Origin of the sequence: Methylobacterium sp. E-041, assembly GCF_022829665.1 — a bacterium.
In the GTDB taxonomy this organism is placed as follows: Bacteria; Pseudomonadota; Alphaproteobacteria; order Rhizobiales; family Beijerinckiaceae; genus Methylobacterium.
The window spans coordinates 219,199-234,799 of record NZ_JAKSYQ010000299.1; the positions used below are offsets into that span (position 1 = coordinate 219,199).

Sequence of the window (15,601 nt, forward strand, 5' to 3'; positions counted from 1 at the left end):
GCATTTCGGCGCGGCGCGATCCACATAGGATCGAGCCGGGCGATCACGGCGAACGGGAGCGACGCATGACGGAGACCGCGACGACCGAGACCACCGCCGAGCAGGCCGGCGTCGACGGCACCCCGTTGCGGGTCACCGCGACGCCCGCCGCCCTCGAGCTGATCGCGGAGCTGCGGGCCGAGCACGGCCCAGTGATGTTCCACCAGTCGGGCGGATGCTGCGACGGCTCCTCGCCGATGTGCTACGGCGTCGGCGACTTCATCACCGGCGACGGCGACGTCCATCTCGGCCAGGTCGGCGGCGCGGACTTCTACATCAGCCGCCCGCAATTCGCGGTCTGGAAGCACACCCACATCATGCTCGACGTGGTGCCCGGGCGCGGCGGCATGTTCTCCCTCGAGAACGGCCGCGAGAAGCGCTTCCACATCCGCTCGCGCCTGTTCACCGCAGCCGAGAACGCGGCCCTCGACGGCGCCTGCAAGCTCTGAGCGCCGCCGCCGGTCCGCGCGGGCTCAGCGCGCCTCGGACCGGTCGCCGGCCAGCCTTTCGGCGCGGGTGCGCTCGTCGGCGGTGAGCCCGGCGAGCGCCTGGTCGAGCCAGGCATCCGACAGCCCCTGGCCGGCCGCCGTGAGGTTCCAGGCCGCGGCCTCGACCGGGTTCTTCGGCACGCCGCGCCCGGTGGCGTAGAGCCGTGCGACGCGGTTCTGGGCGATGGCGTTGCCGCGGGCGGCCGCGTGCAGGAAGTAGCGGGCGGCGCGTCCCTCGTCCTTTGGAAGGCCCTTGCCGTTGAACAGCAGGATCGCGAACTCGACCTCCCCGGCGAGGTCGCCGTTGTCGGCCGCCCGCCGGAACAGCTCGGCCGCCTTGGTCGCGTCCTGCGGCACGCCGCGGCCCTGCAGGTAGAGCACCCCGAGATCGTGCTGGGCCGGGCCGATCTCGCCGTCGGCGGCCTTGCGGAACATCGTCGCCGCCCGCGCCAGGTCGGCCTCGCTGCCGCTGCCGAGCAGCAGCAGCGCGAAGTTGTAGGCCGCGGTCGGCGAGCCGTGCTCGGCCGCCTGCTCCAGCCAGCGCCGGCCGGCCTTCGGGTCCTTGGGCACGCCGCGCCCGTCGAGGGACATCAGCCCGAGCGAGGACATCGCCCCGGGCTCGCCCTGCGCCGCGGCGAGGCGGTACCAGTCGGCGGCCTTCACCGGATCCGGCTTGATGCCGAGGCCCTGGTTGTACAACTCGCCGAGCAGCGTCATCGCCGCCGCGTCCTTGCGGTCGGCCTCGATCCGCTTCGTCGCCTCCCGGAACGCGGTCACGTACTGCCCGCGCTGATAGGCGCCGTAGGCGAAGTCCGGCGTGCGGTCGGTCGGCGGCGGTCGGGCGCCGCCGGAATAGCCGATGGTGTAGGGGGTCGGCAGCTCGCGCATCGGCGGCTTCACCGGATCGGTGCCCGGCGTCTTGGCCGGCTCGACCGTGCCGGGGGACGCGACGGCGGGGCCGCCGGCGGAGACGGCCCCCCCGGCCATGAGCAGTGCGAATCCGAGGGCGCGGAATCGCCTCACGAGGCGACCTCCGACAGCGACGTCTGCAGCGTCGCGATGCGTGCGGGATCGTCCATCCACAGGCCGCTCTCCAGCCCGACGAACTCGGCGCCGGTGGCCGCGAGCCCGGCGATCTCGGTCTCGGCGCAGGCGACGCCGATGCAGGGGGTCTCGAAGATCTCGGCCCACCACGCGGTGCGCTCACGCACCGCCTCGGGTTCGGCGGCGACGCCGTCCGGGTAGAGGCCGCCGAACATCAAGTAGTCGATGCCCGCCTCGCCCGCATCCATCGCCGCGTGCCGGGTCTCGATCCCGCCGACGCCGAGGATCCGGCCGTCGCGCAGGCGCCCGCGCAGCTCCTGCAGCGTGCCGTCCTCGGGCTTGTCGACGTGGATGCCGTCGGCGCCGCCGCGGGCCGAGACGCTGACGAGGTCGCCCGGGAAGCCCGCCGCGGCGACGACCAGGGCCGCCCCAGCCGCCTGCACGGCGGGGGCGACGCGCTTGACCAGGGCGATCAGGCTGCGCTCGTCGGCCGGCGCCAGCCGCAGGATCACCGCGGCCACGTCGCCGGCGCCGCAGGCGCGCTCGAGCGCGGGCAGCAGCGCGTCGACATGCTCGGGCCCGACGCGATGCGGCGTCAGCAGGGTGAGGCGGGGTGCGTCGGTCATGCGCCCTGATACCGCCGCGCAGCGCGTCGGGGAAGCGGAGAGGGACGTTTCAGGGGCTGCGAAGGCGATCGATCCCGACGTCCTGCGCAGACCTTGGCAGGCCCGCTCGTCATTCCGGGGCTGCGCGAAAGAGCTTGGAATCCGGAACCACAGGGCGCGATCGGTTCGGCTCCGTCGGCGGATCCGGATTCCGGGTTCGCCCTTCGGCGCCCCGGAATGACGGGTATGGGGCGATCGGGTGGAGGTGAACCCTCCGATCGCCTGGAACGAAGACGGGTCGCCTCAGTTCGCGGTGATCTTCGGGGCGAGCGAGCCGTTGGCGTAGCGCTTGGCCATGGCCGAGACCGAGATCGGGCGGATCTTCGAGCCCTGGCCGGCGGTGCCGAACTCCTCGAAGCGCTGCTTGCACAGCTTGGTCATCGCCTCCATGGCGGGCTTGAGGTACTTGCGCGGATCGAACTCGGACGGATTCTCGGCCAGCACCTTCCGGATCTGGCCGGTCAGCGCCATGCGGTTGTCGGTGTCGATGTTGATCTTGCGCACGCCGTGCTTGATCCCGCGCTGGATCTCGGCGACCGGCACGCCCCAGGTCGGCTTCATCTGGCCGCCGTACCGGTTGATGATGTCCTGCAGCTCCTGCGGCACCGAGGACGAGCCGTGCATCACGAGGTGGGTCGTCGGCAGGCGCCGGTGGATCTCCTCGATGACGTTCATCGCGAGCACGTCGCCGTCGGGCTGGCGGGTGAACTTGTAGGCGCCGTGGCTGGTGCCCATCGCGACCGCGAGCGCGTCGACCTTCGTGGCGGCGACGAACTTCACCGCCTCGTCCGGGTCGGTGAGGAGCTGGTCGTGGCTGAGCACCCCTTCCGCGCCGTGGCCGTCCTCGGCCTCGCCCTCGCCGCTCTCGAGGGAGCCGAGCACGCCGAGCTCGCCCTCCACCGAGACGCCGGCCCAGTGCGCCATCTCCGACACCTTGTGGGTGATGCCGACGTTGTAGGCGTAGTCGGCCGGGGTCTTGCCGTCGGCCTTGAGCGACCCGTCCATCATCACCGAGGTGAAGCCGTACTGGATCGCGGTGGCGCAGGTGGCCTCGTCGCTGCCGTGGTCGAGATGCATGCAGACGGGAATGTGCGGGTAGATCTCGACGAGCCCGTCGATGAGCTTGGCCAGGACGATGTCGTTGGCGTAGGCGCGGGCGCCCTTGCTCGCCTGCAGGATCACCGGGGAATCGGTGGCGTCGGCGGCCGCCATGATGGCGAGCCCCTGCTCCATGTTGTTCATGTTGAAGGCCGGCACGCCGTAGCCGTACTCGGCGGCGTGATCGAGAAGCTGCCTCAACGTGATCCGCGCCATCGTCCGTGCTCCGTCTAAGCTCTGTTCGGGTCTGTGGGGGAAGAACGCCGCCACGGCACGCCTGGATCGCGTGGGGCGGCGCGAAATCGTTTCGCGGCTCAGTCCTTGGCGCGCAGCGCCTCGACGCCGGGCAGGGTCTTGCCCTCCAGCCATTCGAGGAAGGCGCCGCCGGCGGTCGAGATGTAGGAGAACCGCTCCGACACGCCGGCATGGTTCAGGGCGGCCACGGTATCGCCGCCGCCGGCGACCGAGACCAGCTTGCCGGCCGTGGTGCGCTCGGCCGCGTGCCGCGCCGCGGCGACCGTGGCGGCATCGAACGGCGTCATCTCGAAGGCGCCGAGCGGGCCGTTCCAGACCAGGGTCGCGGCTTCGTCGATCGCCGCGTCGATCTCGGCGACCGATCTCGGGCCGGCGTCGAGGATCATGCCGCCCTCGGGCACCGCGTCGACGGGCACAGTCTCGTTGGCGGCATTCGCCTTGAACTCGGAGGCGACGACCGCGTCGACCGGCAGGATGATCCGGCATTTCGCGGACTCGGCCGCGGCCAGGATGCGCAGGGCGGTCTCGGCGAGGTCCTTCTCGCACAGCGACTTGCCGACCGCCTTGCCCTGCGCGTGCAGGAAGGTGTTGGCCATGCCGCCGCCGATCACCAGCATGTCGACCTTGGTGACGAGGTTCTCCAGCAGGTCGATCTTCGACGAGACCTTGGCGCCCCCGACGAGCGCGATCACCGGGCGCTTGGGCGCCTCGAGCCCCTTGGTCAGGGCATCGAGCTCGGCCTGCATCAGGCGTCCGGCATAGGCCGGCAGGCGGTGGGCGAGGCCTTCCGTCGAGGCGTGCGCCCGGTGGGCGGCCGAGAACGCCTCGTTGACGTAGACGTCGCCGTTCGTCGCGAGCGCGTCGGCGAAGGCCGCGTCGTTCTTCTCCTCGCCGGCGTGGTAGCGGGTGTTCTCCAGCAGCAGCACGTCGCCGTCCCGCATCGCGGCGACGGCGGTCGCGGCGGCCTCGCCGACGCAATCCTCGGCGAAGGCCACCGGGCTTCCGAGCTTGTCCGACAGGGTGGCGACGACGGGCCGGAGCGAGTCCTTGGCCTCGCGCTTGCCCTTCGGCCGGCCGAAATGGGCGAGCAGCACGACCTTGCCGCCCTGGCCCGCGATCTCGCGGATCGTCGGCACCACGCGCTCGATCCGGGTCGCATCGGTGACGCGGCCGGCCTCCATCGGGACGTTGAGGTCGACGCGAAGCAGGACGCGCTTGCCGGCGAGCGGGCCGGCATCGTCGAGGGTGCGGAAGGCGGTCATGCGATCGGGCTCCGGTCGGCTTTCGGTCAGCGCGCGGGCGAAGGGGCGGGGGCGGGGGCCGGCGCCGCGGCGGTCGCGTTCGCGCGCGGCGGCAGCAGGCTGTCGAGGTTGAGCCGCTGCACGGCGATCATCAGCACGACGGTCAGCACGGCGGTGATGATCGCGGTGAGCACGAGGGCGCCGGTGCCGGGCAGGCGCCGCAGGCGCTCGGTCAGGCCGCGCATCTCCGAGCGGAGCGCCGCGAGGTCGGACTGGCGGGCCGCCTCGTTCATGCGGTTCGAGGCGCCCTCGACCTTGTCCTCGACCCGGGTCAGCAGCGACTCCGAGCGGGCGTACTTGTCCTCGATCCGCGAGGTCTTGTCCTCGATCCGCGCGAGCTGGTCGAACAGCTGGTTGGCGGCGATCGGCGTCGCGCCGGCCGGACCGGCGGCCGCGGGCTTGGCCTCGACGGGCTTGGCCTCGACAGGCCGGGTGTCGACGGGCCGGGTGTCGACGGGCGAAGTCGTCGTCGGGATGAAGTCCTGCCCGGTCGCGGTCTTGGGGGCGTCGGTCATTCGTCACGGACCCTTTCTCGTCTGCGGTTCGGAGGGCGGCCCGGCGGGGCGCGGCTTTTCGCGGATGGTCGGGCCGGGTCGCGAAACCGCCGGCCCGCGGGGTGTCCGCGAGCCGGCCGGGGGAGACGGATCAGATCGGCTCGTCAGATCAGCTTGGCCATCGCCACGGCCGTGTCGGCCATGCGGTTCGAGAAGCCCCACTCGTTGTCGTACCAGGCGAGGATGCGCACGAAGGTGCCGTCCATGACCTTGGTCTGGTCGAGGTGGAAGGTCGACGAGTGCGGGTCGTGGTTGAAGTCGATCGAGACGTTGGGCTGGTCGGTGTAGGCCAGCACGCCCTTGAGCGGGCCGTCGGCCGCCGCCACGATCGCCGCGTTGATCTCCTCGACGGAGGTGGCGCGCTTGGCGGTGAACACGAGGTCGACCGCCGAGACGTTCGGGGTCGGCACGCGGATCGAGGTGCCGTCGAGCTTGCCCTTGAGCTCCGGCAGCACGAGGCCGACGGCCTTGGCGGCGCCGGTCGAGGTCGGGATCATCGAGAGCGCGGCGGCGCGGGCCCGGTACAGATCCTTGTGCATCTGGTCGAGCGAGGGCTGGTCGTTGGTGTAGGAGTGGATCGTGGTCATGAAGCCGCGCTCGATCCCGACGAGGTCGTTGAGGACCTTCGCCACCGGCACGAGGCAGTTGGTGGTGCACGAGGCGTTCGAGATCACGTGGTGATCGGCCGTCAGCTTGTCGTGGTTGACGCCGTAGACCACCGTCAGGTCGGCGCCGTCGGCGGGCGCCGAGACGATGACGCGCTTGGCGCCGGCATCCAGGTGGGCCTTGGCCTTGTCCTTCGAGGTGAAGATGCCGGTGCACTCGAGCGCGATGTCGACGCCGAGCTCGCGGTGCGGCAGCTCGGCCGGGTTGCGCACGGCGGTGACGCGGATGCGGTTGCCGTCGACGATGATGGACTCGCCGTCGACCACCACCTTGGCGTTGAACCGGCCGTGGATCGAGTCGAAGCGCAGCAGGTGCGCGTTGGTCTCGACCGGCCCGAGGTCGTTGATCGCCACGACCTCGATGTCCTTGCGGCCGGCCTCGTGGATCGCGCGCAGAACGTTGCGGCCGATGCGCCCGAACCCGTTGATGGCAACCTTCACCGTCACGGCGTGACTCCTTCGCGAGATGAGGCGCCGACCTGCGGGCGCCGTTCGATGGTACCGGAACGGCGCGTCGGCCGTCCGGTGCTGCGGCCGGCTCTATGAACCGCCGAATTGAACCAGGGATGAACCGACGCGAGGCCTGGGCACAGGTCGCCGGGGACCATCCGTGAGACGGACGATGCGGGCGAGGGCCTCTTGACTGGCACGGGTCGGGTATCCGGACAAAGCGCGCGCGAGAACCGGCCAGGCGCGTGCGGCGGGTCTCTAACATGGTGCCCCGGGCTGTCAAAGCGAAGGACGGGGACCGCCTGTGCGAAGTCCTGACAATCCGGGCGGCCTGACCGGACTGGATTTGGCTGGGCGTCGGCGGCGGATTCGGCTGGAAATCCATCGCGGCATGGGGGAAACCTGCCGGCAGACATGAGCGATGCCGCAAGCCCCCCGACCGACCCGACCGGCGACCCGACCGGCGACGCCCTGCGCAGGCTCGACGCGGCGCTGCTGCAACTCGAAGCTGCGGTCGCCCGCCGGCTCGAGGCCGAGGCCAACCCCGACGACGTCGCGGCGGAGCGCGCGATCATGGCCGAGGACCGGGCCCGCCTCGCCGCGGCGCTCGACGCCGCGAGCGCGCGCCTCGCCGAGGTCGAGGCCGCCGCCGACACGGTCGGCCGCCGGCTGGATCGGGCGATCGGCACCGTCGAGACCGTGCTCGCCCGCCCGGACCCTTGACCGGGCGGCGCGCACGCGCCCAATCCGCCGACGTCCCGACCTTCTTGTCCTCGGCCGACCTGCAGCACGCATGCCCCAGATCAGCGTCACCATCGACGGCAAGAGCTACCGCATGGCCTGCGGCGAGGGCGAGGAGGCGCATCTGGCGGCGCTCGCCGCCGACCTCGGCGCGCGGGTCGCCGACATGCGCAAGGCCTTCGGCGAGATCGGCGACATGCGCCTTCAGGTGATGGCGGCGCTGACCATCTCCGACGAGGTGTCGGAGCTGAAGCGCCGGCTCGCGGTGGCGGAGGCCGAGGCCGAGCGGCTGCGCGCCGAGGTGGCCGCGTCGCAGGCGGTCGAGGCGGATCGGTCGGCCCGCGTCTCCGACGGCGTGTCGCGGGCCGCCGAGCGGATCGAGCGGATGGCCCGCACCCTCGCCGCCACCGCCGGGCCGGCGGGCGCCGACCATCGCTGATCGTCCCGGAACGATGCCGATCCGATGAAGCTTGGCCGGCTCCGGCTGCGTTGACCGGGCTGATGCGGCGCGTCCGCCGCCCCGAAAAAAGGCTCTCCATGACCATGACGATCACCGGCATCCGCGCGCGCCTCGTGCTCGGCAGCGCCCTCCTTGCCGGAACCGCGCTCTCCGGCGCCGCCGTGGCGCAGGAAACGGTCGCGTCCCAGCCCGGCACCGCGCCGGCGCTGACCAAGGTGGCGAGCTTCGAGCATCAGGTCACCGGCGTCACCGTCGGAAAGGACGGGCGCATCTTCGCCAACTTCCCGCGCTGGACCGAGGATACCGCGATCTCGGTCGCCGAGCTGAAGGACGGCAAGCTGACGCCGTTCCCCGATGCCGAGTGGAATGCGTGGCGCAACGCGAAGAAGGACGAGGTCGACGCGCGCAACCATTGGATCTGCGTTCAGAGCGTGGTTGCCGATCCGAAGGGCAACGTCTGGGTGCTCGATCCGGCCGCCCCCGCGATGGCGGCGGTGGTCAAGGACGGGCCGAAGCTCGTCGAGATCGACCTGACCACCAACAAGCCCGCCCGCACCATCGCCTTCGACGAGACGGTGGCGCCCCAGGGCTCGTACCTGAACGACGTGCGCTTCTCGCCCGACGGCAAGACCGCCTACCTCACCGATTCCGGCGCGAGCGGCGCCCTCGTCGTGGTCGACCTCGACAGCGGCAAGGCCCGTCGCCTGCTCGACGGCGACCCGACCACCATGCCCGACAAGAGCGTGACCGTGACCTACGACGGCAAGCCCCTGCGCCGGCCCGACGGGCGCGGCGTCGAGTTCGCGGCCGACGGCATCGCGCTCTCGCCCGACGGCAAGACGCTCTACTGGCAGGCGATCAAGGGCAAGACGCTCTACAGCCTCCCGACCGACGCGCTGACCGGGTGGTTGACGTCTTCGGTGGTGCCGAGCGCGCTCACCGACAAGAGCCTGTCGGGCAAGGTCGAGACGGTGGGCGAGAACGGCCCCGCCGACGGCCTGATCATCAGCCGGCACGACGGCCGGATGTACGTCAGCGCGCCGGAGGAGAACGCGGTGAAGGTCCGCGACCTGTCCGCCAAGGGCGGGAAGCCGACGGTGCTGATCCAGGATCCGCGCCTGCGCTGGCCCGACACCTTCGCCGAGGCGCCGGACGGCACCATCCTGTTCACGACCTCGCACATTCAGGACTCGGCCTTCTACAAGCCCGACGCCCCGGCGGCCCTGCCGACCGAGCTGTGGAGCATCAAGCCGGGCCCGGTGGACGCCACCGGCTCGACGGGCACGTCGACGAAGTAGGGGGCGACGCTCTCCCTCCCCCCGCTGCGGGGGAGGGAAGACGGGACGTCGCGAAAACGAGAAAGGCCCGACCATCCGGTCGGGCCTTTCTCGTCACCGATGCGGAGAGGCGTCCTACCCGGCGTAGGCGGCACCGGTCGTCTGCGGGAAGCGGTCGGCCAGGGCCCGGCGGAGCTTCTCCAGGGCGCGGTTCTCGATCTGGCGGACGCGCTCCTTGGAGATGCCGAGGCGATGCCCGAGGGCTTCCAGCGTGGCCTGGTCCTCGGCGAGGCGGCGCTCGCGCAGGATGCGCAGCTCGCGCTCGGACAGGACGGTCAGCGCCTGCTGCAGCCAGAGATGGCGGCGCTCGCCGTCCACCGTGGCGGTCACGGTCTCGTCGGGCAGCGCCGCGCCGTCGACGAGGAAGTCCATGCGCTCGGACGAGGCCTCGCTCTCCTCGCCGACCGAGGCGTTGAGCGACATGTCCGGGCCGGACAGGCGGGCGTCCATCAGCGCCACGTCCTCGCGGGAGACGCCGATGGCGGTGGCGATGCGGCGGTGGATCTCGTCGCCGACGCGCTCCTCGGTCGATTGCATCAGGCGTGCGCGCAGCCGCCGCAGGTTGAAGAACAGCGCTTTCTGCGCCGAGCTGGTGCCGCCGCGTACGATCGACCAGTTGCGCAGGATGTAGTCTTGGATCGAGGCCCTGATCCACCATGTCGCGTAGGTCGAGAACCGCACCTCGCGCTCCGGCTCGAACCGGGCGGCGGCCTCCATCAGGCCGACATGGCCTTCCTGGACGAGGTCGGCCATTGGCAGGCCGTAATGCCGGAAGCGACCGGCCAGCGCGATCACGAGGCGCATGTGCGCCGAGATCAGCTTGTGGAGGGCGCGCTCGTCGCGCTCGTCCTTCCAGCTCACCGCCAGCCCGCGTTCCTCGTCCCGCTGGAGGAACGGCGCTTCCATCGCGGTGCGAATGAACTGCCGACGAATTCCCGCGATTTCCGCCATGCCGCCTGCCTCTTCCTTCCGAGCGCTGCTGCGGCCTCGGCCGCGTCCTGCGGAGGCACCGGTCCGACCGGGCGTCCACGCAAGGCACCGAACAACGGGAGGGCGAAGGCGAAGGTTCCGCCGGCGATCCAACAGGGCCGAGGATGTCCGGTTCCGTCGGACGCACGATTGCGCGATCGAAGGTTACCCGACCACCGCTCCATCGAGCGGGCGACGGCACGGACGAAAAAGCCCGGCGCTCGCGCGCCGGGCCTGATCGGGATGGGACGGGGCCGGAACGATCCCGGCCGGTCGGCGCGCCCTCAGGCGGCCTCTTCCTGGATGGCCTCGTCGCCGTCGGCCTCGGATTCCGCCTCCGCTTCGGCCTTGCCGCGACGGGGCGACTTCTGCAGGCTCTGGTCGATCAGCTTGAGCGCCTCGGTCTCGGTGATCCGGTTGACGGTCGAGATCTCGCGCACGATCCGGTCGAGGGCGGCCTCATAGAGCTGGCGCTCGCTGTAGGACTGCTCGGGCTGGGCCTCCGAGCGGTACAGGTCGCGCACCACCTCGGTGACCGAGAGCAGGTCGCCGGAATTGATCTTGGCCTCGTATTCCTGGGCGCGGCGCGACCACATCGTCCGCTTGACGCGGGCACGGCCGGTCAGCACGTCCAGGGCCTTCTTCACCAGTTCCGGCTCGGCAAGCTTGCGCATGCCGACGCTGTTGGCCTTCGCGGTCGGCACGCGCAGGACCATCTTGTCCTTCTCGAAGGAGACGACGAACAGCTCGAGCTTGTAGCCGGCGATCTCCTGCTCCTCGATCGCGGTGATGCGGCCGACGCCGTGGGCGGGATAGACCACCGCCTCGCCGGTCTTGAATCCCTGGCGGCCCGTCGTCGGCTTCTTGGCTGTTGTCATGCGAGAAGGGCCTCCAGAACAAAGCGCGGGGGGTTGCAAGCACCCGCGTGACCATGTCTTTCCGGGGTGGGACACCCGGCTTCAACCGCCCGACCGACGCCGCCGACCGGATCGGTCGGGAAGGCGAAAGCTCCCAGGCGCAGCCGTGCGCAGCCCATGATAGAACGGCCGCCGAAGGCGAAGCCTCCAGCAGTCGAGCGCGTGCCACCTGTTATCCTGGACGATCCGGAATTCGCGTTTTTGGACGCGACAGGCAGCACGTCAGGCGCGAGCGACGGCAGGCGGATTGTGTATCACAAATCAACCGTCGAATCAAAGCAGCGCGACGCGCTCCCGACGGTTCGACACCGTCCGAAGCACGTTATGCACGGTTTGGCTGAGGCCGGGACCGAGCCGGCAAGGCAACCGCGGCATCGAGGCCGCGGGCCGATGCTGGGGTGATCAGTCGCCGGTGCCGGGGGCGGCGGAGAAGTGCGCCTCGAACTTGCCGGCCACGCCGTCCCACTCTTTGGCGTCGCCGGGAGCGTCCTTCTTCTGGGTGATGTTCGGCCAGTCCTTGGCGTAGTCGGCGTTGACCTTCAGCCAGGTCTCGAGGTTCGGCTCGGTGTCCGGCTTGATCGCCTCGGCCGGACATTCCGGCTCGCAGACGCCGCAATCGATGCACTCGTCGGGATGGATGACGAGCATGTTCTCGCCTTCGTAGAAGCAGTCCACCGGGCAGACTTCCACGCAGTCCATGTACTTGCACTTGATGCAATTGTCGGTGACGACGTAGGTCATGGTGCGATTTTCGTCCTCGATCCGCGCTGGCCGCATCCGCGGTCGCCGGGGGCTCGAACGGTCTCGCGGGCGGGCGAGGACGCGTTCGGCTTGCGTGTCGACGGGCCTTGGGTCGGCCCTTGGATGGCAAGGGCTCTAGCCCCTGCCAAGGGGGCTGACAAGCGCACCCATGCCGCAACCGGCCCGCGGTGCCGGAGTGTGGCTTGTCTACACTGATTCCAGGGGCGGCTCGGGCTCGGAAACCGATCGGGCCTGCGCCGCCTCGCCGCCGGCCGACAGGTCCGCATACAATCGCCGGGCGACCTCGGCCGAGCCGCGGCGCGTCCCGAGGTCGACGACGCGCACGATGATCGTGGCGTGGGCGGCGGCCACCGTCAGCACGTCGCCGACGGCCAGGCCCTTCGCCGGCAGCGTGGTCCGGGTTCCGTTGAGGCGGACGTGGCCGTCCTCGACGAGGCGGGCGGCGAGCGAGCGGGACTTCGCCACCCGCGCGAACCACAGCCACTTGTCCAGCCGCTGCCGCCCTTCCTTCATGCGGACCGGTGATGCCTCAGCGCTTGCCGCCTTCGCCGGATTCGAGCTGCGCCTTCAGGGCGGCGAGCTTGGCGAAGGGCGAATCGGGATCGGGCGCCCGCTCGCGGCGCGGGGGGCGCGCATCCGGCCGGGGGCCGGCATGGCGCGGCTCGTCGCGCCGGTCGGGCCGGGCGCCGGGCTCGAAGCGCTCGCGGCGCGGGCCGTCGTGGCGGCGCGGACCCTCCGGGCGGCCGCCCTCGGGCCGGGGTCCGTCCGGCCGCGGCGGCCGGTCGCGGCCCTCGGCCGCATGGGGGCGCGGCCGGTCGCGACCGCCGTCCCGGCGCGGCTCGCCCTCGCGGCGCTCGCCCTGGGGCGCGCCCGGGGCGCCGTCGCGGCCGCGGCCGGCACCGCGCGGGCGGTTCGGGCGCGGGTTGGCCTGGCGCTGGTGACGCTGCAGCGTCCACACCTCGATGGTCGCCGGCTCCTCGGCGACGGTGTCGGCGAGAAGCTCGGACGCGGCCTCGGCGGGAATCGCGTCGACCGCCGGCGCGACGGCACCCTCGCCGACCGTCGGGGCCTCGGCCGTAGCCGCCTCGGTCGCCGGCGCCTCGACGGGCTCGGCCGCCGTCGCCTCGACGCCTGCCTCGTCCGTCGCCGGCTCGGCAATGGCCTCCTCGGCGGGCGCTGCTTCCGCAACCGGCCCCTCGGCGGCAGGCGCCGCCTCGGGCTCGTGCGTCGCCTCGGGCCCGTCGCCGTGGACGGCCTCCGCATCCGGCGCGTTCGGCTCCGCCGGGTCCGAGACGGCCTCCGAGGTCCCCGCGTCGGCGGGCGCGGCCTCGGCGACCTCGGTCTCGGAGGCCGCCTCGGGCGTGGCTTCCGCGGCGGGGGCGGCGGGCTGGACCGGCGTCGTCGACGCGGCGGGGAGCAGCGGCACCGTGATCGCCGGGCCAGGCCGGGTCTCGGCGGCGTAGCCCAGCGAGGTCAGGATCGAGGCGAAGTCCTCGCCCGAGCAGCCGACCAGCGAGGTCATGCCGACGGTGGCGACGAACCCGTCCTTATCCGCGGTGCCGGGGGGCGGCGCGCCGGGCGTGGTGCCGGGGCGATAGGCGACCGCGGGGCGGATCAGGTCGGCGAGCCGCTCGAGGATGTCCACGCGGACGGCGCGCCCGCCGCAGACGCGGAAGCCGGCGGCGCGATAGAGCCCCTTGGCGATCTCGGGATCGACCTTGATCGAGGTGCGGCCGGAGCCGGCGAGATGCCCGATCTCGTCGAGGCCGCGCTGCTCGAGGCCGCCGTTCTGCAGGGCCCAGAGCTGGGCGGCCAGCGTCCGCGGCGCCGGCTTGAGCAGGGCCGGCAGGAACAGGTGGTAGGCGCCGAAGCGGACGCCGTGCCGGCGCAGCGCGCCGCGGCCGTCCTGGTCGAGCGTGCGCATCTCCTGCGCCACGCGGGCGCGCTCCAGCACGCCGAGCGCCTCGACGACCTGGAAGCCGATGCCCTTGGCGAGGCCCGTGAGGTCGGCGGCGGTCTCGATCTCGATCAGCGGGCCGAGCAGGCGCGTCACGTGCGCCTTCAGCCAGGCGTCGAGGCGCGCCACCACCTTCTCGCGGGCGGGGCCGGCGAGCGCCTCGTCGGCAAGCAGGCGGATCTGGGGCGCGAAGATCTTGTCGCCGGGGGCGAGCTTGGCCACCGGCGCGCCGGTCCAGCGGATCACGCCGTCGTGGCTCAGCACCAGCGAGGCGTCGGCGGCTGCGGCGAAGCGCTCGGCGCGGGCCTCGATCTCGCCGGCGAGGCCCTTCTCGGCGGCGCTGCGGAGCGTCTTGGCCTCGTGGCCCTCGGCGCTGGCATCGGGCACGAACAGGAAGCCGTGGAGGTGGCCGACATGTTGACCCTCGACGGTCACGTCACCGTCGGGGGTAATCTGGGCTTCGAGCATCGTGTTCTCTCTCAGGCGCCGCATCAGGACGCTGGTGCGCCGATCGACGAAGCGGCTCGCGAGGCGTTCGTGCAGGGCGTCGGACAGCCTGTCCTCTACCCGACGCGTCTCGCCCTGCCAATGTTCCGGATCGCGAAGCCAATCGGGGCGGTTGGCGACGAAGGTCCAGGTGCGCCCGTGGGCGATCCGGCGCGACAGGGTCTCGATGTCGCCGTCGGTGCGGTCGATCATCGCCACCTGCTCGGCGAACCAGGTGTCGGGGATACGACCGGCCATGCCCTTCATCAGGAAGCGGTAGAGCTCGGCCACGAGGTCGGCATGCACCTGCGGGTGGACCTTGCGGTAGTCCGGCACGCCGCAGACGTCCCACAGGCGGCGCACCGCGGACTGGCTCCGCGACAGGTCGCGGATGTCGTCCTCCTTCATCAGGATCTCGAGGGCCTGCTGGTCCTCGCCCATCGGCGCCCGCGTCAGGCCCTGCTCGCTCGGATGCACGTCGAGGCTCGCCTGCAGCGCCTCGAGGGAGCCGTAGTCGAGGTCCGGGTTGCGCCATTGCAGGATGCGCAAGGGGTCGAAATCGTGGTTCTCCAGCCGCTCGATCATCTCGGGCTCGAACGGGCGGCAGCGCCCGGTCGAGCCGAAGGTGCCGTCCGAGAGGTGGCGCCCGGCGCGGCCCGCGATCTGCCCGAGCTCGGCGGGCGTCAGCTTGCGGAAGCGGGTCCCGTCGTACTTCCAGGTGGCGGCGAAGGCGACGTGGTCGACGTCGAGGTTGAGGCCCATCCCGACGGCGTCGGTGGCGACGAGATAGTCGACGTCGCCGGACTGGTAGAGCTCGACCTGCGCGTTGCGGGTGCGCGGCGAGAGCGCGCCGAGCACCACGGCGGCGCCGCCGCGCTGGCGCCGGATCAGCTCGGCGATGGCGTAGACCTCCTCGGCCGAGAACGCGACGATCGCGGTGCGCCGCGGCATCCGCCCGAGCTTCTTCTCGCCGGCATAGGTCAGCGTCGACAGGCGCGGGCGCGTGGTGGTGTGGACGTTGGGGATCAGCGCCTGCACCAGAGGCAGGATCGTCGAGGAGCCGATCAGCAGGGTCTCCTCGCGGCCGCGCTGGTTCAGCAGGCGGTCGGTGAAGACGTGGCCGCGGTCCATGTCGGCGGAGAGCTGGATCTCGTCGATCGCCACGAAGGCGACGTCGAGGTCGCGCGGCATCGCCTCGATGGTGGAGATCCAGTAGCGCGGCCGGTCCGGCTTGATCTTCTCCTCGCCGGTGACCAGCGCGACCTTGTCGACGCCGACGCGGGCCACGACCCGCAGGTAGACCTCGCGGGCGAGCAGCCGCAGCGGCAGGCCGATCATCCCGGTGGGATGGGCCAGCATGCGCTCGATCGCCAGGTGCGTCTTGCCGGTGTTGGTCGGCCCCAGCACCGCCGT

The 15,601-nt window shown here is 71.7% G+C and carries 15 protein-coding genes; 4 read left to right on the forward strand and 11 right to left on the reverse strand.

The genetic code is table 11. From position 1 onward, the window contains the following. The first annotated feature begins 65 nt into the window (after positions 1-65). The gene (locus MKK70_RS29085; RefSeq protein WP_243933366.1) at positions 66-488 is read left to right on the forward strand and encodes a DUF779 domain-containing protein; all 423 of its coding nucleotides are present in this window, start codon (positions 66-68) and stop codon (positions 486-488) included. A gap of 24 nt (positions 489-512) precedes the next feature. Here the strand turns inward: MKK70_RS29085 and MKK70_RS29090 are convergent, their stop codons facing one another. The 6 genes from MKK70_RS29090 to gap form a co-directional block, all read right to left on the reverse strand. Further along, entirely contained in the window at positions 513-1,514 is a 1,002-nt protein-coding gene (locus MKK70_RS29090; RefSeq protein WP_243951466.1) for an SEL1-like repeat protein, read from the reverse strand. Positions 1,515-1,546: 32 nt separating this feature from the next. Then, positions 1,547-2,197, reverse strand: coding sequence for a thiamine phosphate synthase (locus tag MKK70_RS29095; RefSeq protein ID WP_243951468.1), 651 nt, complete (start codon positions 2,195-2,197; stop codon positions 1,547-1,549). 282 nt (positions 2,198-2,479) lie between these two features. Then, positions 2,480-3,550 carry a class II fructose-bisphosphate aldolase gene (gene fba, locus MKK70_RS29100; protein WP_243951469.1) on the reverse strand — a complete coding sequence of 357 codons (1,071 nt, stop codon included), beginning with the start codon at positions 3,548-3,550 and terminating at the stop codon, positions 2,480-2,482. A 98-nt stretch (positions 3,551-3,648) separates the two neighbouring features. Beyond that, positions 3,649-4,851 (reverse strand): phosphoglycerate kinase, encoded by a 1,203-nt coding sequence (locus MKK70_RS29105; RefSeq protein ID WP_147843504.1) that lies wholly within the window; start codon positions 4,849-4,851, stop codon positions 3,649-3,651. Positions 4,852-4,877: 26 nt separating this feature from the next. Beyond that, the gene (locus MKK70_RS29110; protein WP_243951470.1) at positions 4,878-5,405 is read right to left on the reverse strand and encodes a hypothetical protein; all 528 of its coding nucleotides are present in this window, start codon (positions 5,403-5,405) and stop codon (positions 4,878-4,880) included. A 143-nt stretch (positions 5,406-5,548) separates the two neighbouring features. Then, a complete protein-coding gene (gene gap / locus MKK70_RS29115; RefSeq protein ID WP_147729605.1) occupies positions 5,549-6,556 on the reverse strand; it encodes a type I glyceraldehyde-3-phosphate dehydrogenase in 1,008 nt (335 codons plus the stop codon). Positions 6,557-6,973: 417 nt separating this feature from the next. On the opposite strand from gap, the gene MKK70_RS29120 reads away from it, so the two are divergent. The 3 genes from MKK70_RS29120 to MKK70_RS29130 all read left to right on the forward strand — a co-directional run bounded on the left by MKK70_RS29120 (position 6,974) and on the right by MKK70_RS29130 (position 9,058). Next, complete coding sequence (locus MKK70_RS29120) at positions 6,974-7,282, forward strand: DUF4164 family protein (protein ID WP_147860338.1); 309 nt, start codon at positions 6,974-6,976, stop codon at positions 7,280-7,282. Positions 7,283-7,352: 70 nt separating this feature from the next. Then, a complete protein-coding gene (locus MKK70_RS29125) occupies positions 7,353-7,739 on the forward strand; it encodes a cell division protein ZapA (RefSeq protein WP_243951472.1) in 387 nt (128 codons plus the stop codon). 98 nt (positions 7,740-7,837) lie between these two features. After that, on the forward strand, positions 7,838-9,058 hold the full coding sequence (locus tag MKK70_RS29130) for an SMP-30/gluconolactonase/LRE family protein (protein ID WP_409568338.1): 1,221 nt from the start codon (positions 7,838-7,840) through the stop codon (positions 9,056-9,058). 114 nt (positions 9,059-9,172) lie between these two features. On the opposite strand, the gene MKK70_RS29135 is transcribed toward MKK70_RS29130, so the two are convergent. From MKK70_RS29135 to MKK70_RS29155, 5 genes are all read right to left on the reverse strand, one after another. Then, on the reverse strand, positions 9,173-10,048 hold the full coding sequence (locus MKK70_RS29135) for an RNA polymerase factor sigma-32 (RefSeq protein ID WP_147728544.1): 876 nt from the start codon (positions 10,046-10,048) through the stop codon (positions 9,173-9,175). Positions 10,049-10,350: 302 nt separating this feature from the next. Next, the gene (locus tag MKK70_RS29140) at positions 10,351-10,944 is read right to left on the reverse strand and encodes a CarD family transcriptional regulator (RefSeq protein ID WP_243951473.1); all 594 of its coding nucleotides are present in this window, start codon (positions 10,942-10,944) and stop codon (positions 10,351-10,353) included. A 441-nt stretch (positions 10,945-11,385) separates the two neighbouring features. Further along, positions 11,386-11,724, reverse strand: a complete 339-nt coding sequence (gene fdxA / locus MKK70_RS29145) for a ferredoxin FdxA (RefSeq protein WP_147728546.1) — start codon at positions 11,722-11,724, stop codon at positions 11,386-11,388. 207 nt (positions 11,725-11,931) lie between these two features. Next, positions 11,932-12,258 (reverse strand): RNA-binding S4 domain-containing protein, encoded by a 327-nt coding sequence (locus MKK70_RS29150; RefSeq protein ID WP_147728547.1) that lies wholly within the window; start codon positions 12,256-12,258, stop codon positions 11,932-11,934. A gap of 16 nt (positions 12,259-12,274) precedes the next feature. After that, positions 12,275-15,595 carry a helicase-related protein gene (locus MKK70_RS29155; protein ID WP_409568339.1) on the reverse strand — a complete coding sequence of 1,107 codons (3,321 nt, stop codon included), beginning with the start codon at positions 15,593-15,595 and terminating at the stop codon, positions 12,275-12,277. Between the last annotated feature and the right edge of the window lie 6 nt (positions 15,596-15,601).